24 protein-coding genes are annotated in these 24,271 nt (G+C 63.0%); 12 read left to right on the top strand and 12 right to left on the bottom strand.

Going from position 1 to position 24,271, the window contains the following annotated elements; genetic code table 11:
- Nucleotides 1–48: 48 nt before the first annotated feature.
- Nucleotides 49–747: a YafY family protein gene (locus tag BLS26_RS13820; RefSeq protein ID WP_092511900.1), complete on the top strand. Its 699-nt coding sequence runs from the start codon at nucleotides 49–51 to the stop codon at nucleotides 745–747.
- 51 nt (nucleotides 748–798) lie between these two features.
- Nucleotides 799–1,119 (top strand): YkgJ family cysteine cluster protein, encoded by a 321-nt coding sequence (locus BLS26_RS13825; RefSeq protein WP_092511901.1) that lies wholly within the window; start codon nucleotides 799–801, stop codon nucleotides 1,117–1,119.
- A gap of 155 nt (nucleotides 1,120–1,274) precedes the next feature.
- Here the strand turns inward: BLS26_RS13825 and BLS26_RS13830 are convergent, their stop codons facing one another.
- Together BLS26_RS13830 and BLS26_RS13835 are read right to left on the bottom strand one after the other, a co-directional pair.
- Nucleotides 1,275–1,679 (bottom strand): hypothetical protein, encoded by a 405-nt coding sequence (locus BLS26_RS13830; RefSeq protein WP_092511903.1) that lies wholly within the window; start codon nucleotides 1,677–1,679, stop codon nucleotides 1,275–1,277.
- A gap of 225 nt (nucleotides 1,680–1,904) precedes the next feature.
- Complete coding sequence (locus BLS26_RS13835; RefSeq protein WP_172804602.1) at nucleotides 1,905–2,258, bottom strand: DUF3307 domain-containing protein; 354 nt, start codon at nucleotides 2,256–2,258, stop codon at nucleotides 1,905–1,907.
- 424 nt (nucleotides 2,259–2,682) lie between these two features.
- On the opposite strand from BLS26_RS13835, the gene BLS26_RS13840 reads away from it, so the two are divergent.
- Nucleotides 2,683–4,125, top strand: coding sequence for a TAXI family TRAP transporter solute-binding subunit (locus tag BLS26_RS13840; RefSeq protein ID WP_092511907.1), 1,443 nt, complete (start codon nucleotides 2,683–2,685; stop codon nucleotides 4,123–4,125).
- 4 nt (nucleotides 4,126–4,129) lie between these two features.
- On the opposite strand, the gene BLS26_RS13845 is transcribed toward BLS26_RS13840, so the two are convergent.
- Complete coding sequence (locus BLS26_RS13845) at nucleotides 4,130–4,990, bottom strand: DUF6537 domain-containing protein (RefSeq protein WP_092511909.1); 861 nt, start codon at nucleotides 4,988–4,990, stop codon at nucleotides 4,130–4,132.
- 18 nt (nucleotides 4,991–5,008) lie between these two features.
- Nucleotides 5,009–5,671 carry a Crp/Fnr family transcriptional regulator gene (locus tag BLS26_RS13850; protein WP_092511911.1) on the bottom strand — a complete coding sequence of 221 codons (663 nt, stop codon included), beginning with the start codon at nucleotides 5,669–5,671 and terminating at the stop codon, nucleotides 5,009–5,011.
- Between the two features lie 327 nt (nucleotides 5,672–5,998).
- On the opposite strand from BLS26_RS13850, the gene BLS26_RS13855 reads away from it, so the two are divergent.
- From BLS26_RS13855 to BLS26_RS13870, 4 genes are all read left to right on the top strand, one after another.
- Nucleotides 5,999–7,111, top strand: coding sequence for a cyclic nucleotide-gated ion channel (locus BLS26_RS13855; protein ID WP_092511913.1), 1,113 nt, complete (start codon nucleotides 5,999–6,001; stop codon nucleotides 7,109–7,111).
- 36 nt (nucleotides 7,112–7,147) lie between these two features.
- Nucleotides 7,148–7,933, top strand: coding sequence for an enoyl-CoA hydratase/isomerase family protein (locus BLS26_RS13860; protein WP_092511915.1), 786 nt, complete (start codon nucleotides 7,148–7,150; stop codon nucleotides 7,931–7,933).
- A gap of 122 nt (nucleotides 7,934–8,055) precedes the next feature.
- Complete coding sequence (locus BLS26_RS13865; RefSeq protein WP_092511916.1) at nucleotides 8,056–8,298, top strand: hypothetical protein; 243 nt, start codon at nucleotides 8,056–8,058, stop codon at nucleotides 8,296–8,298.
- 291 nt (nucleotides 8,299–8,589) lie between these two features.
- Nucleotides 8,590–8,793, top strand: a complete 204-nt coding sequence (locus BLS26_RS13870) for a hypothetical protein (protein ID WP_092511918.1) — start codon at nucleotides 8,590–8,592, stop codon at nucleotides 8,791–8,793.
- A gap of 45 nt (nucleotides 8,794–8,838) precedes the next feature.
- Here the strand turns inward: BLS26_RS13870 and BLS26_RS13875 are convergent, their stop codons facing one another.
- The 8 genes from BLS26_RS13875 to BLS26_RS13910 all read right to left on the bottom strand — a co-directional run bounded on the left by BLS26_RS13875 (nucleotide 8,839) and on the right by BLS26_RS13910 (nucleotide 17,873).
- The gene (locus tag BLS26_RS13875) at nucleotides 8,839–9,549 is read right to left on the bottom strand and encodes a nitroreductase (protein WP_092511920.1); all 711 of its coding nucleotides are present in this window, start codon (nucleotides 9,547–9,549) and stop codon (nucleotides 8,839–8,841) included.
- Between the two features lie 2 nt (nucleotides 9,550–9,551).
- Entirely contained in the window at nucleotides 9,552–10,796 is a 1,245-nt protein-coding gene (locus BLS26_RS13880) for an acyl-CoA dehydrogenase (RefSeq protein WP_092511922.1), read from the bottom strand.
- Nucleotides 10,797–10,911: 115 nt separating this feature from the next.
- Nucleotides 10,912–12,159, bottom strand: a complete 1,248-nt coding sequence (locus BLS26_RS13885; protein ID WP_092518034.1) for an acyl-CoA dehydrogenase — start codon at nucleotides 12,157–12,159, stop codon at nucleotides 10,912–10,914.
- A gap of 145 nt (nucleotides 12,160–12,304) precedes the next feature.
- Nucleotides 12,305–13,432 (bottom strand): acyl-CoA dehydrogenase family protein, encoded by a 1,128-nt coding sequence (locus tag BLS26_RS13890; RefSeq protein ID WP_092511924.1) that lies wholly within the window; start codon nucleotides 13,430–13,432, stop codon nucleotides 12,305–12,307.
- Nucleotides 13,433–13,459: 27 nt separating this feature from the next.
- The gene (locus BLS26_RS13895) at nucleotides 13,460–15,331 is read right to left on the bottom strand and encodes an AMP-binding protein (protein ID WP_092511925.1); all 1,872 of its coding nucleotides are present in this window, start codon (nucleotides 15,329–15,331) and stop codon (nucleotides 13,460–13,462) included.
- A gap of 49 nt (nucleotides 15,332–15,380) precedes the next feature.
- Nucleotides 15,381–16,187, bottom strand: coding sequence for an enoyl-CoA hydratase/isomerase family protein (locus tag BLS26_RS13900; protein ID WP_092511927.1), 807 nt, complete (start codon nucleotides 16,185–16,187; stop codon nucleotides 15,381–15,383).
- A gap of 162 nt (nucleotides 16,188–16,349) precedes the next feature.
- Complete coding sequence (locus BLS26_RS13905) at nucleotides 16,350–17,108, bottom strand: SDR family NAD(P)-dependent oxidoreductase (RefSeq protein ID WP_066513200.1); 759 nt, start codon at nucleotides 17,106–17,108, stop codon at nucleotides 16,350–16,352.
- A gap of 90 nt (nucleotides 17,109–17,198) precedes the next feature.
- Complete coding sequence (locus BLS26_RS13910; RefSeq protein ID WP_172804604.1) at nucleotides 17,199–17,873, bottom strand: TetR family transcriptional regulator; 675 nt, start codon at nucleotides 17,871–17,873, stop codon at nucleotides 17,199–17,201.
- Nucleotides 17,874–18,017: 144 nt separating this feature from the next.
- On the opposite strand from BLS26_RS13910, the gene BLS26_RS13915 reads away from it, so the two are divergent.
- The 5 genes from BLS26_RS13915 (at nucleotide 18,018) to BLS26_RS13935 (ending at nucleotide 24,271) form a co-directional block, all read left to right on the top strand.
- Entirely contained in the window at nucleotides 18,018–19,190 is a 1,173-nt protein-coding gene (locus BLS26_RS13915; RefSeq protein WP_092511931.1) for an acetyl-CoA C-acetyltransferase, read from the top strand.
- Nucleotides 19,191–19,409: 219 nt separating this feature from the next.
- Nucleotides 19,410–20,951: an acyl-CoA synthetase gene (locus BLS26_RS13920; RefSeq protein WP_092511933.1), complete on the top strand. Its 1,542-nt coding sequence runs from the start codon at nucleotides 19,410–19,412 to the stop codon at nucleotides 20,949–20,951.
- Between the two features lie 234 nt (nucleotides 20,952–21,185).
- A complete protein-coding gene (locus BLS26_RS13925) occupies nucleotides 21,186–22,346 on the top strand; it encodes an alpha/beta fold hydrolase (RefSeq protein ID WP_092511935.1) in 1,161 nt (386 codons plus the stop codon).
- Nucleotides 22,347–22,419: 73 nt separating this feature from the next.
- Nucleotides 22,420–23,391 carry an iron exporter MbfA gene (gene mbfA, locus BLS26_RS13930; protein WP_092511937.1) on the top strand — a complete coding sequence of 324 codons (972 nt, stop codon included), beginning with the start codon at nucleotides 22,420–22,422 and terminating at the stop codon, nucleotides 23,389–23,391.
- A gap of 10 nt (nucleotides 23,392–23,401) precedes the next feature.
- Complete coding sequence (locus BLS26_RS13935; RefSeq protein WP_092511940.1) at nucleotides 23,402–24,271, top strand: hypothetical protein; 870 nt, start codon at nucleotides 23,402–23,404, stop codon at nucleotides 24,269–24,271.

Raw genomic sequence — 24,271 nt, forward strand, 5'->3', positions numbered from 1 at the left:
TCGGCCGGGTGCCCAAAGAAAAGAGACCTCCAGGAAAAGAGAGCTGCCATGAGGCGTGCCGACCGGCTGTTTCAGATCATTCAGGTGCTCCGGCGCACCCGAAAACCGCTGACGGCGGATGCGATCGCGGCCGAGCTGGAAACCTCGAAGCGGACGATCTACCGCGACATCGCCACCCTGATCGAACAGCGGGTGCCGATCCGCGGCGAAGCCGGCATGGGCTACATCCTGGAGAAGGGATTCGACCTGCCGCCGCTGATGCTGACGCCCGACGAAATCGAGGCGGCCGTGCTCGGCGCGCAATGGGTGGCGGGACACGCCGATCCCGTACTCGCCCGCGCCGCCCAGGACCTGATGGCGAAGATCGCCGACACCGTCCCGGAACGCTTAAGGCCGTTCGTGCTCGAACCCGCCAGCCGCGCCCGTCCGGTCTGGAACAGGGAGCCCGACCGCATCGACATGGTGCGGACGCGGTCGAATATCCACGAAGGCAAGAAGATCACCCTGAACTATCGCGACGAGCACGGGCGCGAGAGCCAGCGCACGATCTGGCCGATCGCGATCGGCTATCACGAGGCGGTGCGGATTCTGGCGGCGTGGTGCGAACTGCGCAAGGACTTCCGCAGTTTCCGCACCGACCGCGTCATCGACGCGGTGTACCATGACGACAAGTATCCGGAGCGCCGCGACCTCTTGCGGGCGAAATGGCGCCGAAGCCTGGTCTGGGAAGCGCCCAAAGATACCTGACGGTGGATAGCTGACGGTCGCCTTGCGGCCTGCGTTCAGCTAGAAGAAGCCATGGATCACATCGGCCCCGCCAACGACAACGAGAGTCCCTGCCAGAGCTGCGGCGCCTGCTGCAGCTATTCGGAAAACTGGCCGCGCTTCACCGTTGAAGATGACGCGGCGCTGGATTTGATTCCGCCAGAATTCGTCAATGGGCGGCTGTCGGGCATGCGCTGCGACGGCAACCGCTGCTCGGCGCTGTCAGGCAAGGTCGGCGAGGCAACCGCGTGCACGATCTATGCGGTGCGGCCCGAGGTATGCCGGACCTGCATGCCCGGCGATCCCGAATGCGCGATGGCGCGGAAGCGGCATGGGTTGCCGGTGCTGGCGTGAATGACACCGTCGTACCGGCGAACGCCGATGTGCAATTGCACATCGGGGGACCCATACCGCGTGATTTATCGATAAGGCAGGATGGCTGACGTCTTCTGCTATTACAACGGCCGGTGGCTATGGGTCCCTGCGTTCGAAGGGACGACAGCGGTGCGTTAGGCCGTTACCTTTTCCATTTCATCTTCGTCGTCGATCTCATCCTCGATCGGCGCAAAGGTCGAAAGCGGCTTGGTCGACAGCGTGATCGGCTTGCGGTGGCCGTAGGACGACGAGGGCGTGGAACGTGCGGCCGGTTCGCGCGACAGCGCATAAAGGGTGGAACCGACACGGCCGCCCAACTGGATCAGTTCGCGCTCGGTGCAACTTGCCGCGATGGCTACGGCCAGCGCGTGCAGATGGCTGCGACGGTAGCAGAACAGTGCCAGCATGGCGCGGACTTCCGAACTCACGCTGTCGACCAGCATCGGCAGGCCGTTGGCGTTGGCGCGGTACATCTCGCCGAGCAGTTCATCCCGGACCGGACAAAAATCGTTCTCGAATGCGTCACGGCTTGAAAACATGAAGGTTCTCCCTATGCGGAAGATGCATTGCAATTCTCTAATGAAAGGTTAACCAAGGGAGGCAGTAGTGTCCCGGGGCACTTGCCAGTTGTGGGCGAATCGGGAGCGGCCGTGGCCGTGATTCGCCTGGGAGCGCGCGGGGGTCTGATCCAGGCTGATCTGCCCTTGCCGGACGGCAGTCAGCTCGGCGCCATGAAGGCTGTTAGCTCCACGCCATGAAGGCGTTCAGTTCGACGCCATGAAGATCGACAGGCCGAATCCGGTGAGGTGGTGCAGCGCCTGGTCGACGCCGATCAGCGTCCAGAACCACGGATGCTCCTGCTCCTGCGTGACGCCGAACGACGAGGCGCAGATTCCCTTGAGCCGGTCGACCGTGATGTGAATGGCGAAGTCGATCAGGGCAACGAACCAGAACCGCGGCGCGACGATCAGGATCAACATCATCGACACGGCGAGGTGCACGAGACAATGCGCCAGCAGCGGCAGCGCCCAGCCGGTCTTTTGATCCTTGCCGATCGCCATCCAGGAATTTTGCAGAACGAAATCGGCGATGACGTGCTTCACGGTGAGAAGCAACATCCATCCAACCAGCGCACCAACCGGGACCGACGACGACATCGAAGGAAACAACAAAGCTGACGCCCTTTTGCTGGGACTGACGAGGTGGCGAGAAACCGTGATCTAGGCAGTCAGCGAAATTGTCTTCTTAAACCCGGACCTTCCGAAACGTTGCCGGTATTTATGACATCTCCCGGAGCGGAATGCACCTGTGGGTAGTTCAAAAATCGTATGGTGTGGCTGAACTGCGATACCGCAGGGAGTGCCGTCCTCGCGGTAAGGTTACCCGCCGGGGCGGTTTGCATTCCGTCGGAAGCGCGATATCATCGGCCCACAGGCAAAATTGTCGTTCTTTTCTAGGTATTTACGAATTCATTAGGACGGCCTGCGACGCCGGTTTATCGGCGAGAGGTCCCCTATCGGGTATGAGCCTTCGGGTACGAGCATGAGCGCTGAAGCCCCCACGCCGCAACCGGAAATGCCACGCCGACGTTCGCGGGTGGTGAAAAGCAATCGTTCGCAGATCGTGCTGTTTTCGATCCTGACGTTGATTCTGACCGCGGTCACGGTTTGGGGCGGCCGAACCTGGCTGCGGAATTCCGAGACGCTGGTGTTTGCCGTCGGCGAGGCCAACGGCCCCGAGGCGCGCTTCGCGGCCAAACTGGCGGCGCTCCTGAAGAGCAATACGTCGCGGCTGCGGCTCAAGATCATGCCCCACGGCGACAACGCCAAGGCGCTGGCGTCGTTCGACCGCAAGGAAGCCAACCTTGCGATCCTGCGCACCGACGCAAAAGTCCCGTCGCGCGCCCGCGCGGTCGCGATCCTCGACCACGACGTGCTGCTGATGCTCAGTCCTGGCGACAAGAAGATCAAGACCGTCGCCGATCTGAAGAAAAAGAAGATCGCTGTGATGGCCGACAGCGAGAGCAGCGCGGCCCTGGTCCGCAATATCCTCGAGCTTTCCGACAGCCCTGACGCCGCGGCGCGGGTGCAGTTGGCGCCGCCGGGCTCAACGCTGGAAAAGCTGTTCGCATCCGGCAACGGCGCCGTGGTCGTGGTCGCGCATGCCTCGCAGATCATGAAGGACAAAAGCTACGAACAATTTGCCAAGCGCGGCGGCTTCACCCTGAACGCGATCGACGCGGCGAAAGCGCTGGCCCGGAAATACCCGGCGCTGTCGGAGGAGACGCTGTCGACCGGCATGCTGTCTGCAGCACCAGCGATCCCGGACGACGATCTCACCACCATCGGGCTGGAATGGCTGCTGGTGGCGCAGTCGAAATTGTCGACCACGACCATGAGCGACCTCGCCCGCCTGATCTACGAAAACAAGGCCGATCTGGCGCTGAGCGACGGTTTCGCCAGCAAGATCGAACCGGCGGTGACCGACAAGGATGCCTTTATCGCAGCCCATGCCGGAGCCGCCGAATATATCAACGACGATACCAAGTCGTTCATGGATCGCTACAGCGACATGATGTACCTGGGCGCGGCAGCGCTGAGCGTCATCGGCTCGATCTTTGCCGGCATCTACACCAAGGTGACGCGGGTGGCGCCCGAGAAGGCCAGCGAACTCGCAACCGCCATTCTCGATATTGGCGAGCGGATGGAATACGCCAAGACGCTCGACGGGCTTGACGAGCTGCAGGACGAACTCGAGGCGATCCTGCGCGGCGCTGTGATAGGCCTGCGCGACGGCACCATTTCCAGCGACGGGCTGGAGACCTTCAAGCTCGGCTATGAATTCGTCCGCGACGAGATCGGTATGCGCCGCGAGCATCTCAAGCGGCACACCCCGCAGAACCCTGGCGCGGCGCAAAGTCCTGCACCGAACCCCGTCGCACATGACGACAATGTCGTAGTCGTGAAGACCGCGCAGAGCGCGTAAGCTTTCACGCCGCGTTCGGCTCGGCCGATACCCGCGCCCTGATCTCGGCGATCTTGCGCTTGAGCGCTACCTGCCGCGGATCGGGCAACACCGCGGCGCGCGCTTCCGTCACCGCGTTAGCGAGATCGGCCAGATCAAGCACGCCATCGAAGGTCGGCTTGGCGAGGCCGTCGATGATGGCGCTCCAGTCCGCCAGGCCCTGGCGATAGGAATCGCCATATCCGGTGATCATGTCAGCAGTCTGCACGATGGCGGGCGCGGCAGCAGGTTGCTTGGTCAGGCTGCGGTCGATCATGTGCAGCCAGCGTTCCACCCAGGCCCGCTCCTTGGGGTAACGCACCGAAAACAATCGCCACCGCCGCAGCCCCGCCTCGATCTTCAGGCGGCGAATGCCCCATCGGCTTGCCGTGCTGAAGCGGATCGACACCGGCAGGCGCAGCCAGCCGAGCCATTCGAGCGTATCGAGCACGGGTTCGGCGACAATGGCGGGAAGTGCACCGACCAATTCGTCGATCCGGAATTTCCTGACCTCGTTGATCGGCGGCGAATTTTCGAACGTCGCGAGCGTGAGCTGCGCGATCCGGATCGGGTCTTCGTAGCTCATGCGCGCCGCCATCAACCGCGCGACCTCGGCGAAGACGGCATCATCGAAACCGCGCCGGCCGACGAACCGCTTCAACCGGTCGACATAGAGCTGGGCGTAGCTCGTGCCCTGATAGTCGACCAGCACGTGGATGGCGTCGCTGGCGACCGGCACCACGGCTTCCGGCAATCCCTCCGGCAGCAATGGCGTCGGGGCATCGTCGTCGCCGATGACATCGGCGAGCAGGTAACGCAACGACGACAGGATACCGCGGTCCGACACGCTCCCTACTCCCGGCCTCTAGGCGGGCTTCGGCGCGGACGCGGCCGTCAGCTGGGTCAGTTGCTTCTGCAGCGTTTCGAGGTTCTGAAACAATCGCGCGCTGGAGAGACGAAGAAAATAGAAGCCGAACGCCGGGTTCTGCACGTAGAGCTCCTCGACTTTGCTGTAGCTGACGCTCAGCACGAGGCCGGCCTCGATGCATTCCAGCGACTGGGTACGCACCTTCGACGGCGACAGCATGCCGAGTTCGCCGACGATGGCGCCGACCGGAAATACGATGCCGGACTCGACCAGCTTGAATTTGCCGCTGACGATGTAGAGCATCTCCTCGGCCTTCTCGTCCTTGTAGAACAGCATTTCGCCGGCGGTACAGTTGCGCTCGGTCATGAACGGTTTCAGCCAGTCCATCGACAGGTCGCTGTTGACGGACTTCTTCACGTCGCGCACCAGCTGCAGCATCTGGTGCAGGCGATACGAGTTGACGAAGCACATCACCGACTGCACCAGCATGACCAGGTAATTATGCGCAGGGATGGCCGTCAGGAAGAGAACGACGTTGGCGAGAATGCCGAAGATCCGTAAGGGGATCATGGTCCGCATCGTGGTAGTGGCGACCACGAAGATCGACGCGAACAGCGCGCCGGCGGTTCCCGCATGTTCTGCCAGATGAGACGTATCCATTGGAGCCAACCAATTGTTTGGGAAGTGAACGGTTCGCGATTCTGTTGCGGTGCCCGCTATCGTAATGTCAGCAGGCCGTTTTTGATATACGAGGAAAAGCTGCGTTTTATCGGGATTTTCGTCAAACCCGGGCAAAATTCGGCTCCCAGGGAGATACCAAGGCGCGGCCAAGCCGTCCCAGGCAATCCCACGCCCGGCGGCGATAAACGCTGTTTAGCCGATGTCGTTGACGGCCTCCCCGGAGGCGGGCACGTTGCGCGGACTGGTCACGCCGTGGCATGACCGCTACCACGCTTTTTCAGCACCGATCAGGCGCCCTCTTATCCTATGCCCAAACGGCTCGTTCTTTCGGCTCTGACGCTTTTCGCCGCCCAGACGGCTGGCCGCAACATGACCAAGGCGGCCTATGTCGCTGTGACGGTCGGCGTCGGCGTCATGGTCCTGCTCACGGTCGCGCCCGCCTACGAGGCGGCGCATCTTTGGGTCGACGCCGTGCTGTGGGCATGCTGGGTCTACTTCGTGTTCGAATGGGTGGTGCGGCTGCGCCACGCGCGGGCGTTGCAGCGCGGCTGGGGTTATACGCTCTCGGTCCGCGGGCTGGTGGATGCCGCCGCCGTGATCGCGGTGCCGCTGGCGCTGGCTTGCGGCGTGGAGCCGCGGACGGCATGGCTGCTCGCGATACTCTGGGTGCTCAAGGTGGTCCCGGGCGTTCCGGGCTTGCGGCAATTGCGCCGGGTGCTGGTGATCGAATCCGGCTCGCTGCTGAGCGTGCTGGTGATTTTTCTGATGGTGCTGTTTCTGGCATCGGTCGCGGTCTATTTCTTCGAACGCGACGTCCAACCGGGCACCTTCGGCAGCGTGCCCGCAGCACTCTGGTGGGCGGTCGCAACCCTGACCACGACCGGCTATGGCGACGTGGTGCCGATCACGCTGCCCGGCCGCCTGGTCGCGGCACTGGTGATGATCTGCGGCCTCGGCGTGTTCGGGCTCTGGACCGGTATTCTCGCCACCGGCTTTGCCGCCGAAACCCGCCGCGACAACTTCCTCAAGACCTGGGAGTCCGTCAGCAAGGTGCCGTTCTTCGCCGCGCTTGGCCCGGCTGCAATCGCCGATGTCACCCACATGCTGCGCACCATGGACCTGCCGCCGCGCACCATGATCATCCGCAAGGGCCAGCAGGGCGACTGCATGTATTTCATCGCCGCCGGCGAGGTCGAGGTCGATTTGCCCGGCAAGAAGGTGAGGCTGAGCGAGGGCGCGTTCTTCGGCGAGATGGCGCTGCTCGGCAACAACCTGCGCTCGGCCAACATCACCACCACGCGGCTGTCCAAACTGCTGGTGCTCGACCTCGTCGATTTCCGCCTGCTGATGGCGCGGCACCCCGATCTGGCCCAGACCATCGATGCCGAGGCCAACCGGCGCGCACTCGAAAACAAGTAAGCCGAAAAACAAGTAACAAGAAAAACGGAGAACGAGATGTCCGATAGTGTCGAGGCGGCGAGCGCGCCGCTTCTCGAAATCAACGGCGCACGCGCCACCATCCGCCTCAACCGGCCGAAACATCTGAACCGGTTGCAGACCGAGGATCTCGGCGACCTGATGAAGCTGTTCGACCGGATCGAGGCCGATCCCGCCATCCGTGTGCTGGTGCTGACCGGCACCGGCCGCGCCTTCAGCGCCGGCTATGACCTCAACTCGGTCGCCGACCGCGCCACCAGCGCCAGGGAAGAACAGAGCGCGGGCTCCGCGTTCGAAGTCGTGGTCAACCGGCTGGAGGATCTCGGCGTGCCGACCATCTGCCGGCTCAACGGCGGCGTCTATGGCGGCTCGACCGATCTGGCGCTGGCCTGCGACTTCCGCATCGGCATCGACAGCGCCGAAATGTTCATGCCGGCCGCGCGGCTCGGCCTGCACTACTACAGAAGCGGCCTTCAGCGCTACGTCACGCGGCTCGGCGTCGACAACGCCAAGAAACTGTTTCTGACCGCGCAGAAGATCACCGCACCCGAAATGCTGCGGATCGGCTACCTCACCGCGATGGTGCCGGTGGAAGCGCTCGACGAGGAGGTCGACCGCCTCGCCGCCATTCTCGCCGGCAACGCGCCGCAGGCGATGCGCGGCATGAAGCGCGCCATCAACGAATTTGCCCGCGGCAAGCTCGACGAGGAAGCCTGTGACCGCCGCCACCGCGAAAGCATGCGCGGCGCCGAGATCAAGGAAGGTATCAAGGCCTTTGCGGAAAAGCGCCCGCCGCGATTCTAGTTCCCCACGAAACACTCCTGAAACACGATTCTCCAGATCGGGTGTGAACGCGGGGCGCGGTGGCCCCGACTGATGGGCAGGGACGAAACAACGGCCTCGCGCCACCAAACTGGAGAATTAAGATGCTTCGCAAGGTTACCCTCGGACTGATCGCCGCCGCCTCCCTCAGTGCGGCTGCTCTGGCTCCCTCCGCCGCTTCCGCGCATGGTTTTCATGGCGGCTGGGGACATCACGGCTGGGGCTATGGCGGTTTCGGCTTCGGCGGCATTTACGTCAACACCGGTGTCAGCGACTGCTATCAGCAGCAGTACATTCAGACCCGTCACGGCATGCGCCTGCGCACCGTCAATGTCTGCGCTTACTGATCGCGCCTGAACGACACGCAAAACCCCGATCGCGCCCTGCGATCGGGGTTTTACGTGCGCGCGGTGGTGTGTACCCGGCGACGGCCCCTGTCAGCTGGTTTTTGGGCGAACGGCTGATCACGCTCAAGCAGCGTCAGCGATTAGCCGTGACCAATATCCAATATATTCGCTCGCTGCTTCGTGATGGCCGCAACAGGAATATTCGAGAGAGCATCGTGATCTCCTGCACGATGACGCTCAGCGCGAAACATTTCTTTCGCGAAGAAATGCGTCCTAACAGGAGAGCCGACCATGCGAACGACAATCCTTACCCTTCTTGGCGTGGCGTTGATGGCTACCGCGACGTTCCAGGTCGCCTCGGCGAGGGAACACCACCACGTCCGCAAAGCCGAACGCGTGACCGCATCCCGTAGCCAGCCCGTGCGCAGTTCAAATGCCGATCTCTGGCCGGCCCAGTGGGGCGAGCCGGACTGGCATCGCTATCCCGGCCAATAACGGCGCTGGACTGGCCTCGCGACATCGAAAACGCCATCGCGTGTTTTATTTGTCGACGAAGGTCACGGTCTCCGCCACGCTCGCCCGCGAGGTGCGGTAGCTGTTGACCTTGTGCGCGTTGTCGGCGAAGCCGAACGAAATGCCGCAGACCACCTTGCGGTCATCAGCCAGCTTGAAATGCCGCCGGATCAACCCGGAGTGACGCGCCAGCGCGGCCTGCGGAATGGTGCCGAGCCCGAGCGCCTGCGCCGCCAGCATGAAGTTGCCGACATAGGCGCCGCAATCGATTGCACCGTAGATGCCGAGCGGCTCGTCGGTGTGGATAACGGCGACATGCGGCGCGCCAAAGAAATTGTAATTCTCCAGCGCCTGTTTGGCGTAAGCCATCTTGTCACCGCGCACGATGCCCAGCGTGTTGTAGAGCTGAAAGCCGCTTTCGCGGCGGCGTTCGAGATAAGGCCCGAGATATTCGCGCGGCGGCGTGAAGTCGTGGTCGTCCTTGGCGCCGGACGCGGCCTCGGCATAGATCGCTTTACGAAATCTTTCCTTGGCCTCGCCGCTGGCGATCAACACCTGCCAGGGCTGGCTGTTGCACCACGACGCGGTGCGCTGCGCCGCGACGAGAACGCGCTCGATGGTCTTTGATGGCACCGGCTGCGGCAGAAACGCGCGAACCGAATAGCGTTCTCCCAACAGCTCTTCGAGCACGCCGATGCGATCTTCGGTCGCGTACCTGGTCTTTGCCGCAGCGTCCATGGTCATCGCCCCTTGGTCGGGATCTTGTTGAACGGCACGTCCTTGTCGACCCGGATATCGCCGGGCAGGCCCAGCACGCGCTCGGCAATGATGTTGCGCAGGATTTCGTCGGTACCGCCGGCGATGCGCATCGACGGCGAACTGAGCAACATCTGCTGGAACTGGCCGTGCGCCACTTCCTCGTCCGCGCCGGTCAGCGCGCCGGCTGCCCCCTCCAGGTCCATCGCGTAGCTTGCGATGTCCTGCAGCATCGTGCCCGAGACCAGCTTGCCGATGGAATTTTCCGGACCCGGCCGCTCGCCCTTGGAGAGCGACGAGATCGCGCGATAGCTGGTATATTTCAACCCGCTCGCCTTCACCGCCCAGCTTGCGAGCTTGGAGCGGGTGGCGCGGTCGTCGATGGCGGGGCCGTCTTCCGTCATCAGGCTGGAGCAGAACTCGAACATTTCAGGAAAACCGGTCGCAAGCCGCGAGCCGATCGACATGCGCTCGTTCATCAGCGTCGTCAGCGACACGTTCCAGCCGTCGCCGACCGCACCGAGGCGCTGATGATCGGGAATCACGACGTCGGTGAAATAGACCTCGTTGAATTCCTGCATGCCGTTGGCCTGCTTGATCGGCCGCACCTCGACGCCCGGGCTCTTCATGTCGAGGAAGAACATCGTCAGGCCCTTGTGCTTCGGCACATTGGGGTCGGTGCGCGTGATCAGCAGACCGTAATCCGAATAGTGCGCGCCGGAGGTCCAGATCTTCTGGCCGTTGACGACCCAGTTGTCGCCTTTCTTCTCGGCGCGGGTACGAAGCCCCGCGACGTCGGAGCCGCCGGCCGGCTCGGAGAACAACTGGCACCAGATATGTTCACCGGAAGCGAGCTTCGGCAGATAGTGGCGTTTGTGCTCCTCACTGCCGAACGCCATCACGGTCGGACCGCACATGCCTTCGCCGATCTGGAACGGTTGCGTCAGCTTGCCGTAGACGCCCTCTTCCTGCTGCCAGATCACCTTCTCGATCGGGGTGGCGCCGCGGCCGCCATATTCCTTCGGCCAGTGCAGGCAGGCCCAGCCGCCTTCGGCCTTCTTCTTCTGCCAGGCCTTGCCGACGTCGACGATCTCTTCCTTCTCGAGCCGGATGCGGCCGAGTGAGGATTTGGAAAGCTCGGCCTCATATTTTTTCGGCGCGTTGGCCTCGACCCATTTGCGGGCGAGGCTACGGAATTCGGCTTCCTGCGGGGTGTCGTCGAAGTTCATGGCGGCTTCCTCTTTCTGTCATTCCGGGGCGCGCATCGCGCGAACCCGGAATCTCGATTTACAACCTCTAGATTCCGGGTCTGCGCCTGCGGCGCATCCCGGAATGACGATCTTGTTACGCGCGTCCCTTGGTCGGAATCTTGTTGAACGGCACGTCCTTGTCGACCCGGATATCTCCGGGCAGGCCAAGCACGCGCTCGGCGATGATATTGCGCATGATTTCGTCGGTACCGCCCTCGACGCGGGTACCCGGCGCACGCAGCAGCATCGCCTGGAATTTTCCGGCGACTTCGGCGTCTTCCGGCCCGCTCAGCACGCCTGCGGCGCCCTGCAGATCGAGCGCGTACATCGCCACGTCCTGAATCATCGAACCCGCCACCAGCTTGCCGATGGAGTTTTCCGGACCCGGACGGTCGCCCTTCGACAGCGCCGAGATCGCGCGCATCGAGGTATATTTCAACCCGCTCGCCTTTACCGCCCAGTTCGCCAGCTTGGAACGGACGCCAGGATCTTCGATCGCGGGACCATCCTCCAGCATCAGGCTGTTGCAGAACTCGAACAGCTCCGGAAAGCCGGTCGAGACACCGGCGCCGATCGACATGCGCTCGTTCATCAGCGTGGTCAGCGACACGTTCCAGCCGTCATTGACGGCGCCGAGCCGCTGCGAATCCGGGATCTTCACGTCGGTGAAATAGACCTCGTTGAAGTCGGAATGTCCGCTGGCCTGCTTGATCGGCCGCACCTCGACACCAGGGCTCTTCATGTCCAGGAAGAACATGGTGAGGCCCTTGTGCTTGGCAACGGTCGGATCGGTGCGCGTCAGCAGGATGCCGTAATCCGAATAGTGCGCGCCCGAGGTCCAGATCTTCTGGCCGTTGATGATCCAGTCGTCGCCCTTCTTCTCGGCGCGCGTGCGCAAGCCGGCAACGTCGGAACCGCCAGCGGGTTCGGAGAACAACTGGCACCAGACCTTTTCGCCCGACGCCAGCGGCGGCAGATATTTGCGCTTCTGCTCTTCGCCGGCGAACGCCATCATGGTCGGTCCGCACATGCCATGGCCGATGATGAAGACGCCGGAGAGCTTGCCGAACGGTCCCTCTTCCTGCTGCCAAATCACGCGTTCGATCGGCGACGATCCACGGCCGCCATATTCCTTCGGCCAGTGCAGACAGGCCCAGCCGGCGTCAGCCTTCTTCTTCTGCCAGACTTTTGCGACTTCGAGAATGTTGACGTCCTTGAGTGCGGAGCGACCGAGCGAGGATTTGCGTAGTTCATCCTCATACTGCTTCGGCGCATTGGCGCCGATCCAGGCTTTCGCCTCGGCGCGGAACGCGGCTTCCTGCGGGGTGTCATCGAAGTTCATGACGTTGTCCTTGCTCGTCATTCCGGACGATCCGCCTTTGCGGATCGATCCGGAATCCAGAAGTTATTATCTCGAGATTCTCAGATGTGCAGTTGCACATCATAGTTCGCGGCGTACCGCCGCGCCCCGGAATGACTCGTAACAATCAAGCCGCGTTGCGTTTGCGCATGTGGTCGATCAGCGCGTCTTCCCAGTACGACAGGCTGCCGAGCGTCAGCGCGGTGGCGTTGGCGCGGCGGTAGTACATATGGCAGTCGAACTCCCAGGTGAAACCCATGCCGCCATGAACCTGGATGTTGTTCTTGGAGCAGTGCTGGAACGCCTGCGTCGCGCTGATGCGCGCGGCGGCCGCCGCTTCCGGCAATTCCGAGGCGTTGGTCGAGAGCGCCCAGGCGCCGTAATAGCAATTGGAACGCGCCAGCGTCGCCGAGACATACATGTCGGCGAGGATGTGCTTCACCGCCTGGAACGAACCGATCGGACGGCCGAAGGCGATACGATCGAGTGCGTAATCGCGGCCCATCTCCAGCGCGCGGTCGGACCCGCCGACCTGTTCGAACGCCAGCAAGACCGCGGCGCGGTCGAGCACCTGCGTGACAACGCTCCAGCCTTCACCGGCCGCGCCGAGCGGCTCGGCCTTGCAGTTCTTGAAGGTGAGTTCAGCCTGACCACGGGTCGGATCGAGATTGGTCAGCGACTTTACCTCGACGCCGCCGGCCTTGAGATCGACAATGAACAGCGAGATATCGGAATCGCGTCCCGACGATCCCGTGCGCGCCGCGACGACGGCGAAATCGGCAATCGCGCCATCCGGCACCGGCTTCTTCGTGCCGTTCAGCGTGCCGCCGGCAGCGGACAGCTTGATCGCCGCCGGTGACGGATTACCCTTGCCTTCGAACAGCGCCAGCGTGCCGATCGCGTCGCCCGAGGCAATCTTCGGCAGCCACTTCTGCTTTTGCGCGTCGCTTCCTGCGATCATCAGCGCTTCAGCGGCGAGATAGACCGTGGAAGAAAACGGCACCGGCGCCAGCGCGCGGCCCATTTCTTCGGCGATCACGCAGAGTTCGAGATGGCCGGCGCCCGCGCCGCCGAACGCTTCGGGGATTGCAATGCCGAGGAAACCCATTTCGGCGAGGCCTTTCCACAGCTCCTTGTCGTACGGCGCCTTGCCGTCCAGCACCGCGCGCACGGCCTTCGGCGGGCACTTCTCGGCGAGGAACTTCCTCGCTTCGTCACGCATCTGCTTTTGTTCGTCGGAGAAATCGAAATTCATGGCGCTCTACTCGCGTTGGTGTGCGTTTCAGTTCAAAACAATGACGTCTTCGCCGGGACGATCGGCGTACAGCTTCTCGACCAGCGCGGCGCGGCGTTCGAGGCCGGCGCGCTGGTTGATGTAGCCCTTGTCGGTGAGTTCGTTGCCGTCGATCGACGGCGGCTCGGCCATCAGCATCGCGCGGGCGACCCGCATGCTGCTGCCCTTGCAAGCCGTGTTGTGCGCTTCCAGACCGCGTTTGACGCAGGCGATGACGTCGGGATGCTTGATCACTTCCTCGAACGTTGCATCGGCATTGCCGACGATCTGGCGGCAGGCATGCAGATTGGGCCAGGCCAGAAGCCCGACGAATTCGCGATCCTGTCCCGCGACCAGCGCATCATGCACCGCCGGCGTGGCGGCCGCGATCGCGTCGGTGCGCAGCGAGCCGACATGGACGAAGGTGCCTGTTGTGAGCTTGAAGTCCTCGACCACGCGGCCGGCAAAGATGATGCCCTGCAGCGGGTCGCTGTCGTCGACGAACACGCCGGCGTCTCCGATGCAGTAGAAGCCTTCCTCGTCGAACATTTTCTTCGTCAACTCAGGCTGACCGAAATAGCCGGGCGTGACGTTGATGCCGCGCAGCCGCAGCTCGTATTTCGAACCGCACGGCACCAGCTTCAGTTCGACGCCGGGAAACGGCAGGCCGATCAGGCCGACGCGCTCGGTGTCCCAATAGGTGCCGGTCGCGGTTGGCGCGGTCTCGGTTGAACCCCAGCCGGTATAGAACACGATGCGCTCGCCGGTGGTCTTCACCGCCAGCGCCTGCATGCGGTCGTAGAGATCGTCCGGCAGCCGCGCGCCGCCATAGGCCATGATGCTCAGGTTCTTGAAGAAGCTGCGGCAGAGCGCGTCGTCCTTTTCCATCGCCGCGGCGAGCGCGGCGTAACCAGCGGGCACGTTGGCATAATAGGTCGGCGAGACGTCACGGAGATTCTTCAACGTCTCCTCGAAAAGACCCGGCATCGGCCGGCCATCGTCAATATAGAGTGTGCCGCCATCGACCAGGATCGGATGGAACGCGGCATTGCCGCCCATGGTGTGATTCCACGGCATCCAGTCGAGCATGGTGGCGATCGGCCCGTTCGGATCGCGCGGGCGCACCTGCATCATCATCGCCGCATTGGCGCACATCATCTCCTGGGTGTTGATGACGGCCTTGGGCATACCGGTCGAGCCCGAGGTGAACAGCAGCTTGCCGACGCTATCGGGCGTGATCTTCGCAATCGACTCCTCGACTGCGTTGGTCACTGAGGTCCCCGCGAGATCGGCAAACGACACGCTTTCGATGCCGTCGCAGGGCCGCACGACATGCACGACGGTGACGCCGGCGAGATCGAGCGCCTTCAACGCCTTTTCGAAAGTCGGGCCGTCCTGAACCATCACGACCGCAGGCTTGATCAGGTTGAAGAGGTATTTGAGCTTCAGATGATCCTGGCTCATCAGCGAATAGGCCGGCGACACCGGTGCCGCCGGCAGGCGCGCCTGCATCGCGGCCTGCGTCATCAATGCATGTTCGATCGAATTGCCGGAGAGGATCGCAACCGGACGGCCGTCCGCAATGCCGAGATTGAGCAGGCCTTGCGTCAGCGCGTCGACGGTGCCCTTGGCTTCACCGTATGAAACCTTGCGCCATTGCCGCTCAGTACCGCCGCGCTGCGCCAGCCAGGTACGGTCGGGCGCTTGCTTCGCCCACTTCGCCAATGATGCCGGGATATGCGTCTCGTAAGCCTGCAGCGGAATTCGCGATTTCAGAACGACGACGCCGTCGGGCCGACGTTCGACGTCGATGTCGCGCTTCAGCCATTCGATCTTGCGAAAGCCGGGCTTGGTCAGCACCTCGGCTGCATTCCCACTCATATTGCGTCTCCCGGAATACGGTCCTTTGCGGATCCTTTGTCTTGTTTTCCTACCGCCTGATATAGACAGGCTTTCGCTTTTCGAGAAAGGCCCTGATGCCTTCGCCAAAATCTTCCGAGCGGCTGCACAGCACCTGATTGCGGTCTTCCATCGCGATCACGGCTTCGATGGATCCGGCATCGACGCTCATATTGAGGCATTCCTTGGACAGCCTCAAACCTGTCGGCGAGGCCGTCATCATCGCATCGACGTAAGGTTCCGCCGCGGCATCGAGCCCGCCTTCCTCGACCACTTCGGAAACGAGACCGACGGCAAGCGCCCGCTCGGCGCCGATGAAGCGTCCGGTCAGGATCAGTTCCGACGCAACCGACACGCCGACCAGGCGCGGCAGGAAATAGCTGGTGCCGATATCGCAGCCGCCAAGGCCGAGCTTGATGAAGGCACAGTTCATCCGCGCGGATTTGGTCGCGATCCTGATGTCGGCGGCAAGCGCCAGCGCAAATCCGCCGCCGGCCGCCGCGCCCTGCACCAGCGCAATGATCGGCTGCGGACAGCGCCGCATCAGCATCACGATATCGGCGATCCGTCGCTGCGAATCCAAGGACTCGGTGACGCCGGGCGGCTCCTGCTGCCCGGCCCGGCGCGCCATCGCATGTTTGAGGTCGAGGCCGGCACAGAACGCGTTGCCTGCGCCCTTCAGCACCACGACGCGGGTCGAACGATTACGCTGCAGGCCCTGGAAATAGGTGTTCAACGCGTCGATCAGTTCGGGGTTGAGCGCGTTGAGGCTGTCCGGGCGATTGAGCGTCACCCGGTCGACCCCGTCGTCGTGTTCGATCAGCAGCGGTTGAGTCACGCGTCACTCCCCATCACCGTCGTCCCCGCGAACGCGGGGACCCATACGCCGTGCCATTTCGTGATGGCACGGTCGCAGAGACCTTCAGAACAACAACCGCCGCGGAGTATGGGTCCCGGCGTTCGCCGGGACGACTCGCTGGGGGTTCTCCGCAAACAACAACTACCGCGGCGCCATGCGAATCGCGCCGTCGAGACGGATGGTCTCGCCGTTGAGCATCGGGTTCTCGACGATATGAACCGCGAGGTTGCCGTACTCAGAGGCATCGCCGAGGCGGGCCGGATGCGGCACCTGGGCGCCGAGGCTCTTGCGGGCTTCTTCGTTCAGGCCCATCAGCAGCGGCGTCAGGAACAGGCCCGGCGCGATGGTGTTGACGCGGATCTTGAGGCTGGCGAGGTCGCGCGCGGCCGGCAGCGTCAGGCCGACGACGCCGCCCTTCGAGGCGGAGTAGGCGATCTGGCCGATTTGGCCTTCATAGGCCGCGACGCTGGCGGTGTTGATGGCGACGCCACGCTCTTCGCCGATCGGGGCCTCGGTCGCCAGCCGTTCGGCGAACAGGCGCAGCACGTTGAAGGTGCCGATCAAGTTGACGTTGATGATGCGGACGAACTTCGCCAGCGGATAGACGCCGTCCTTGCCGACGATACGCTGCGATCCGCCGATGCCGGCGCAGTTCATCAGCACGCGGGCGATGCCGTGGGCGGCTTCCGCCTTGGCAATCGCGGCTTTGATGGCTTCCTCGTCGGTGACGTCAGCGTGGAGGGCAACGCCCTTCACTTCGGCGGCGACCTTTTCGGCATTTTCCTTGTTCTGGTCGATCACGCCGATCTTCGCACCCTTGGCCGCCATGGCGCGGGCGGTGGCGGCGCCGAGGCCGGAGCCACCACCGGTGATGAGAACGGCAACGTCTTTCAACTGCATCTTGATAACCTTTCCTTGGGGCGTTTCTTCTCTAGACTTGTTTGGCGAGTAGCTGACGGTGAATAGCGAATGGCTTTACAATTCCATACGCTATTCACCGTCAGCCATTCGCCCCTTCTTCTCTTGCAGCATTCCGCCACAGATCAGCGCTTCCATGTGCTTGATGTACTGGCGGCATACTTCATCCGTGACCGGACCCACGCCGGTCGCACGCGACATTGCGTGGCGGCCGAAGAACAGGTGATCGCAGGCGCCGACCAGGCTGGTGTAGAACATGACCGGATCGATATCGCGAAACTCGCCGGCCTTGACGCCTTCGGCGAGCAGCCGGCGCTGAAAATCCAGCAGCGGCGCCACGAAGAATTTCGAGACTTCGTCGGCGGCCTCCGCGCTGCTTTCATGCAGCAGATAATGGATCAGCCGGTTCATGTAGGGGAACTGGTGATAGGCGCGAATGATGCCGCCGATATGCAGGCGCAGTTTTGCGGCCGGAGCGATCGGCTGGCTGATCAAATATTCAAGCTGGCTCATTTCGGTGGCGGCGTCGCGCGCCAAAAGCGCCAGCAACAGCCCGTCCTTGTTGCCGAAATGGTATTTCACCAGGGCTGCGTTGACGCCGGACTTCTGCGCGATGTCGGAAAGCGAGACTTCGATCGAGGCACGCTCGATCATCAGCTCGCTGGCCGCGACAAGCAGCTTCTCGGCGGTGGAATTTTTTCCGCCCGGAAGCCTCGTCGGTACGCTGGTATTCAACTGTGATCCCATCACTGCCTGGTCCGAAATCCGGCCGCACATAAGCGCATGCCGCGGCTGCACTCAAGAGTTAATTGATTGATTGACTAAATCCCGGACCACCCCTTAAATCCGGCCCAACTTTTCCATCCAACAAACAATTCAGGGAGAACAGACATGGCCGAGGCCTATATCGTCGCCACCGCACGTACCGCAGGCGGCCGCAAGGGGGGACGTCTCGCCGGCTGGCATCCGGCCGACCTCGCCGCGTCCGTGCTGGATTCACTGATTGAGCGCACCGGCGCCGATCCCGCCCAGGTCGAAGACGTCATCATGGGCTGCGTGATGCAGGCCGGTGAACAGTCCAACAATATCGCCCGCAACGCCGTGATGGCCTCGAAACTGCCGGAGAGCGTGCCAGCCACCTCGATCGACCGCCAGTGCGGCTCCTCGCAGCAGGCGCTGCATTTCGCGGCGCAGGCCGTGATGTCTGGCACCATGGACATCGTGATCGCCGCCGGCGTGGAATCGATGACCCGGGTGCCGATGGGCCTCGCCTCGTCGCTGCCGGCCAAGAACGGCTTTGGCCATTACAAGAGCCCGGGCATGGAGAAGCGCTATCCGAACATCATGTTCAGCCAGTTCACCGGCGCGGAAATGATGGCGGAGAAATACGGTCTCTCGAAGGACCAGCTCGACGAATACTCCTACAACAGCCATCAGCGCGCGATCGCGGCGACCCAGGCCGGCGCCTTCAAGGACGAGATCGTTCCGCTGCAGATCACCCGCGCCGACGGCTCGACCGACACCCACCACATCGATGAAGGCATCCGCTTCGATGCCACCCTCGACGGCATCAAGGGCGTCAAGCTGATCGCCGAAGGCGGCAAGCTCACCGCCGCCAGCGCCAGCCAGATCTGCGACGGCGCCTCCGGCGTGATGATTGTCAACGAACGCGGCCTGAAGTCGCTCGGCGTCAAGCCGATGGCGCGCATCCATCACCTGACCATGATGGGCGGTGATCCCGTGATCATGCTGGAAGCGCCGCTGCCGGCGACCCAGCGCGCGTTGCAGAAGGCCGGCATGTCGATCGACGACATCGACCTGTTCGAGGTCAACGAGGCCTTTGCCTCGGTGCCGACCGCCTGGCTGAAGACCACCGGCGCCGATCCGGCACGGCTCAACATCAACGGCGGCGCCATCGCGCTCGGCCATCCGCTCGGCGGCTCCGGCACCAAGCTGATGGCCACGCTGGTCAACGCGCTCAAGCAGCGCAACAAGCGCTACGGCCTGCAGACCATGTGCGAAGGCGGCGGCATGGCGAATGTGACGATCGTCGAGCGGCTGTAAGTTCAGCAACAGCTGACGCAGTACCAACAACGGTGTCGTCCCGGCCTTGATGCGCAATTGCGCATCAGGAGTCGGGACCCATAACCCCAAGCGGAAGTGTTAGCACTCAGAACTAGCACCGCGCTTCTCTCATCACCATTGGCGGTTATGGGTCCCGGCTCCCGTGCGCAATTGCGCACTAGGCCGGGACGACGACGATATTTTGCCCTAGGAAACGCCATGACCCATCCGTCCATCTACGCCCGCACCGTGCCGAACAAGATCGCCTATCAGATGGCGGGCACCGGCAAGGCGATCACCTATCGCGAACTCGACGAGCTTTCGAACCAGGGCGCGCAACTGTTTCGTTCGCTCGGCCTCAAGGCCGGCGACCACATCGCCTTCCTGATGGAAAACCGTCTGGCGTTCATGGAGATCTGCTGGGCGGCGCAGCGCGCGGGGCTCTATTACACCGCGATCAGCCGTTACCTGACCCAGGACGAGATCGCCTATATCGTCAAGGATTGCGGCGCCAAGGCCTTCATCACCTCGCCGAAATGCGCCGAGCAGGTCAGGAGCCTGGTCAAGGGCGAAGCGGGCGAGCCGCTATTCTTCATGGTCGACGAACCCGAAGCTGGCTTTCGCTGCTGGGACAGAGAAGCGATCGCGATGCCGACGACGCCGATCGTGGACGAAGTCGCCGGCTACGACATGCTGTATTCATCGGGCACCACCGGACGGCCCAAGGGCATCAAGCGGGCATCGGAGAACAATCCGATCGATCTGCCGAACCCGTTCCTGAAAGTTCTCTGCGCCGACATGTGCGGCATGACCTCCGACAGCATCTATCTGTCGCCGGCGCCGCTCTATCACGCGGCTCCGCTGCGCTTCAACATGATGGCGATCACGCTCGGCGGCACCTCGATCATCATGGAGCATTTCGACGCCGAGGAATTTCTAAAACTGGTCGAGAAGTACAAGATCACCCAGTCGCAGCTGGTGCCGACCATGTTCGTGCGCATGCTGAAGCTCCCGGAAGACGTCCGCACCCGCTACAACGTCTCCTCGCTGAAGGGCGCAATCCACGCCGCCGCGCCCTGCCCGATCGACGTCAAGGCCAGGATGATCGAATGGTGGGGGCCGATCCTGATCGAGTACTACGCCGGCTCCGAAGGCAACGGCGTCACGGTCTCCACCTCGCAGCAATGGCTGACCCATCGCGGCACCGTCGGCCGCGCCGTGGTCGGCAAGATCAAGATTCTGGACGAGAACGATGCTGAGATGCCGGTGGGCCAGATCGGCACGGTGTATTTCGCCGACGCACCGGTTTTCACCTATCACAACGATCCCGAGAAAACGAAACGCGCCTACAACGATAAAGGCTGGTCGACGCTCGGCGACGTCGGCTATCTCGACGACGAAGGCTATCTCTACCTCACCGACCGCAAGTCCTACATGATCATCTCCGGCGGTGTGAACATTTACCCGCAGGAGACCGAGGACGTGCTGATCACCCATCCCGGCGTTGCCGACGTCGCGGTGTTCGGCGTGCCGAACGAGGAGATGGGCGAAGAGGTCAAGGCCGTGGTGCAGCCGCACGACATGGCCAAGGCCGGCAAGGAGCTGGAGGCCGAACTGATCGTGTTCTGCCGCAAGCACCTGTCGCCGATCAAATGCCCGAAGAGCATCGATTTTGAGGCTGAACTGCCGCGCACGCCAACGGGGAAACTGGTGAAGCGGCATCTGCGCGACAAGTATTGGCCGAAGGCCGCGAAGGCGTGAATTCGTAGGGTGGGCAAAGCGAAGCGTGCCCACCATTGAGAACACAGCACGAGGATAGATGGTGGGCACGGCGCGATGCGCCTTTGCCCACCCTACCGACCTCACCGCCGTCATGCCCGGGCTTGTCCCGGGCATCCACGTCTTTACAGTCCACGACATAAGAAGACGTGGATGGCTGGGACATCCAGTAAAGACGCGCTTCGCGCTTTCGTCCGGCCATGACGAGGAAACGAAATGACCACCCCCCTCCCCGACATCCCGCTCCCCGCCACCATCCGCTCGCGCTATGTCGACAACATCAACGGCCTGCGCATGCATGTGCTCGAGGCCGGCTTCGAGACGCCGGGCCGGCCCTGCGTGCTGCTGCTGCACGGCTTTCCCGAACTCGCGTTCTCCTGGCGCAAGGTGATGCCCACGCTTGCGGCCGCCGGCTATCACGTGATCGCGCCGGACCAGCGCGGCTATGGCCGCACCACCGGATGGAGCGCCGATTATGACGGCGACCTGAGCCCGTTCCGGCTCACCAACCTGGTGCGCGACGCGCTCGGGCTGGTGTCGGCGTTTGGTTATAAGCACGTCGACGCCGTGTTCGGCCATGATTTCGGCTCGTCGGTCGCGGCCTGGTGTGCGTTGATCCGGCCGGATGTGTTTCGCTCGGTCGCGCTGATGAGCGCGCCGTTCGGCGGCGTGCCGCCACTGCCGTTCAACACCGCTGATGGGCCGGCCAAGCCGGCCGCAGAAGATCCCGTGCATCGTGACCTCGCAGCGCTGCCGCGGCCGCGTAAGCACTACCAGTGGTACTATTCAACGCGCCCGGCCAATGCCGACATGCAGCACGCGCCGCAAGGCGTGCATGATTTCCTGCGCGGCTATTACCATCACAAGAGCGCGGACTGGAAAGCCAACACGCCTTATCCGCTGCAATCATGGTCGGCGGGCGAACTGGCGAAACTGCCGACCTATTACGTGATGGATCTCGCCAAGGACATGGCCGCGACCGTTGCGGCGGAAATGCCTTCACCTGCCGAAATCGCCGCCAACCGCTGGCTGCCCGACAGCGAGCTTTCCTTTTACAGCGCCGAATATGCCCGCACCGGCTTCCAGGGCGGCCTGCAATGGTACCGCTGCGGCACCTCAGGCGCGTTCCTGCCGGAATTGCAGACCTGGTCGTCGGGGCGGACCATCGACGTGCCCTCCGCTTTCATCTCTGGCAAGCAGGACTGGGGCACCTATCAGCGCCCCGGCGTCTACGAGGCGATGCAATCCAAAGCCTGCACCAACATGATCGGCTGCCATCTCGTCGACGGCGCCGGCCACTGGGTGCAGCAGGAGCAGCCCGCCGAAGTGAGCCGGTTGTTGCTGCAGTTCCTGCAACAGGCCAAACCGGCCGGCTAAACGATTTGACCTCGGAAATGCGGTGCTCTATATCAATTTAGAATAGTTCTAAGTTGATCATTGGAGCCCCGCCGTGAAGAATTTCGCCGACCTGACCGAGCGCGAGGTGCTGGCGGTTGCGATCTCCTCGGAGGAAGAGGACAGCCGCATCTATATGAGCTTCGCGGAGGATCTGGCCGAGCGCTATCCGGATTCGGCCAAGGTCTTCGAGGAAATGGCCGAGGAGGAACGCGGCCATCGCCACCGCCTGCTCGAAATGTACGAGCAGCGCTTCGGCCCGCATCTGCCGCCGATCCGCCGCGAGGACGTCCGCGGATTCCTGCGCCGCCGCCCGATCTGGCTGACCAAGAACCTGCCGCTCGACACCATCCGCAAGGAGGTCGAGACCATGGAGCTGCAGGCCGAGCAATTCTACATCAAGGCTGCCGAGAGGGCCGAGGATGTCGGCGTGCGCCGGTTGCTCGGCGACCTCGCCGAGGAGGAAAAGGGCCACGAGAAGCTTGCCGTGAAGCTGACCGACAAGATCCTCAGCCCCGACGTGCGCGCCGAGGAAGACAAGACGCGCCGGCGCATGTTCGTGCTGCAATATGTCCAGCCCGGCCTCGCCGGGCTGATGGACGGCTCCGTCTCGACGCTGGCGCCGTTGTTCGCCGCGGCCTTCGCCACGCATCACAACTGGCAGACCTTTCTGGTCGGCCTCGCCGCCTCGATCGGCGCCGGCATCAGCATGGGGTTTGCCGAAGCGCTGTCCGATGACGGCTCGCTAACCGGGCGCGGCTCGCCCTGGCTGCGTGGAATCACCTGCGGCCTGATGACGACGCTCGGCGGCCTCGGCCACACCATGCCTTATCTGGTCCCGGACACGTGGGCGAACGCGTTCTGGATCGCGACCGCCATTGCCGGCATCGTGGTGTTCTTCGAATTGTGGGCGATTGCCTATATTCGCGCGCGCTACATGGACACGCCGTTCCTGCAGGCGGTGTTCCAGATCGTGCTCGGCGGCGCCATCGTGCTCGCGGTCGGCATTCTGATCGGGGCCGCCTAGCGGGGCGGCCATGAAACGAAGCTTCAAACGCGGTGACCGCTTCCGACTTGGCGTCCTGGCGGGGGCGGCTTTCTCGCTGATGCTGGCCCAACCCGCTTGGGCCGTCGACGAAATCCAAGTCTACAACGCCGGAATCGCGGCGCCCGGCCAGTTCACGATTCAGCAGCACCTCAATTACGTCGCGCTCGGGCAAAAGGATCCGCCGTTTCCCGGCGGCCTCGTTTCCAACGGCAGCCTCAACGGGACGCCCGAGTTTGCCTATGGTGTCACCGACTGGTGGGAGGTCGGGCTTTATCTGCCATTCGCGGTGCAGAATCAGCAATTCCTGTCCGACTCTTTCAAGCTGCGGACATTGTTCGTCTCGCCCAATGCCGAGCAGCGCAACTTTTTCTACGGCGTCAATTTCGAGTTGTCGAACTCGACACCGAAATTTTCGCAGACCCGGTTCGGGCTGGAGATCCGGCCCATCATCGGCGTTCGCCAGGGCGACTACGAGTTCATCGTCAACCCGATCGTCGATATCGGCTTCGGAAAAAACGGCGAGGCTGACTTCGCCCCGGCGGCGCGGCTGGCGAAAAAGCTCGGCCCGGATTTCTCTATCGGGCTCGAGCACTACGCCGATCTCGGCGAGATCGGGAATTTCAAGAAGCTCAGCGATCAGCAGCACACGCTGTTTGCCGTTACCGATTTCAAGCTCGGTGCTTTCGACGTCAATTTCGGCGTCGGGTATGGCCTGACGCCGGCGTCCGACCGCCTCGTCATCAAGACGATCGTCGGCTACGCCTTTCCGGTTCCGGACAGCAAGTCCGGCGCAAGCGACCCCGTCAGGGTGCCCGTCAATCCGATGCCGCACGCCTCCGCGCGGCCATACCAGCCCTGA

This window comes from Afipia sp. GAS231, from assembly GCF_900103365.1.
In the GTDB taxonomy this organism is placed as follows: Bacteria; Pseudomonadota; Alphaproteobacteria; order Rhizobiales; family Xanthobacteraceae; genus Bradyrhizobium.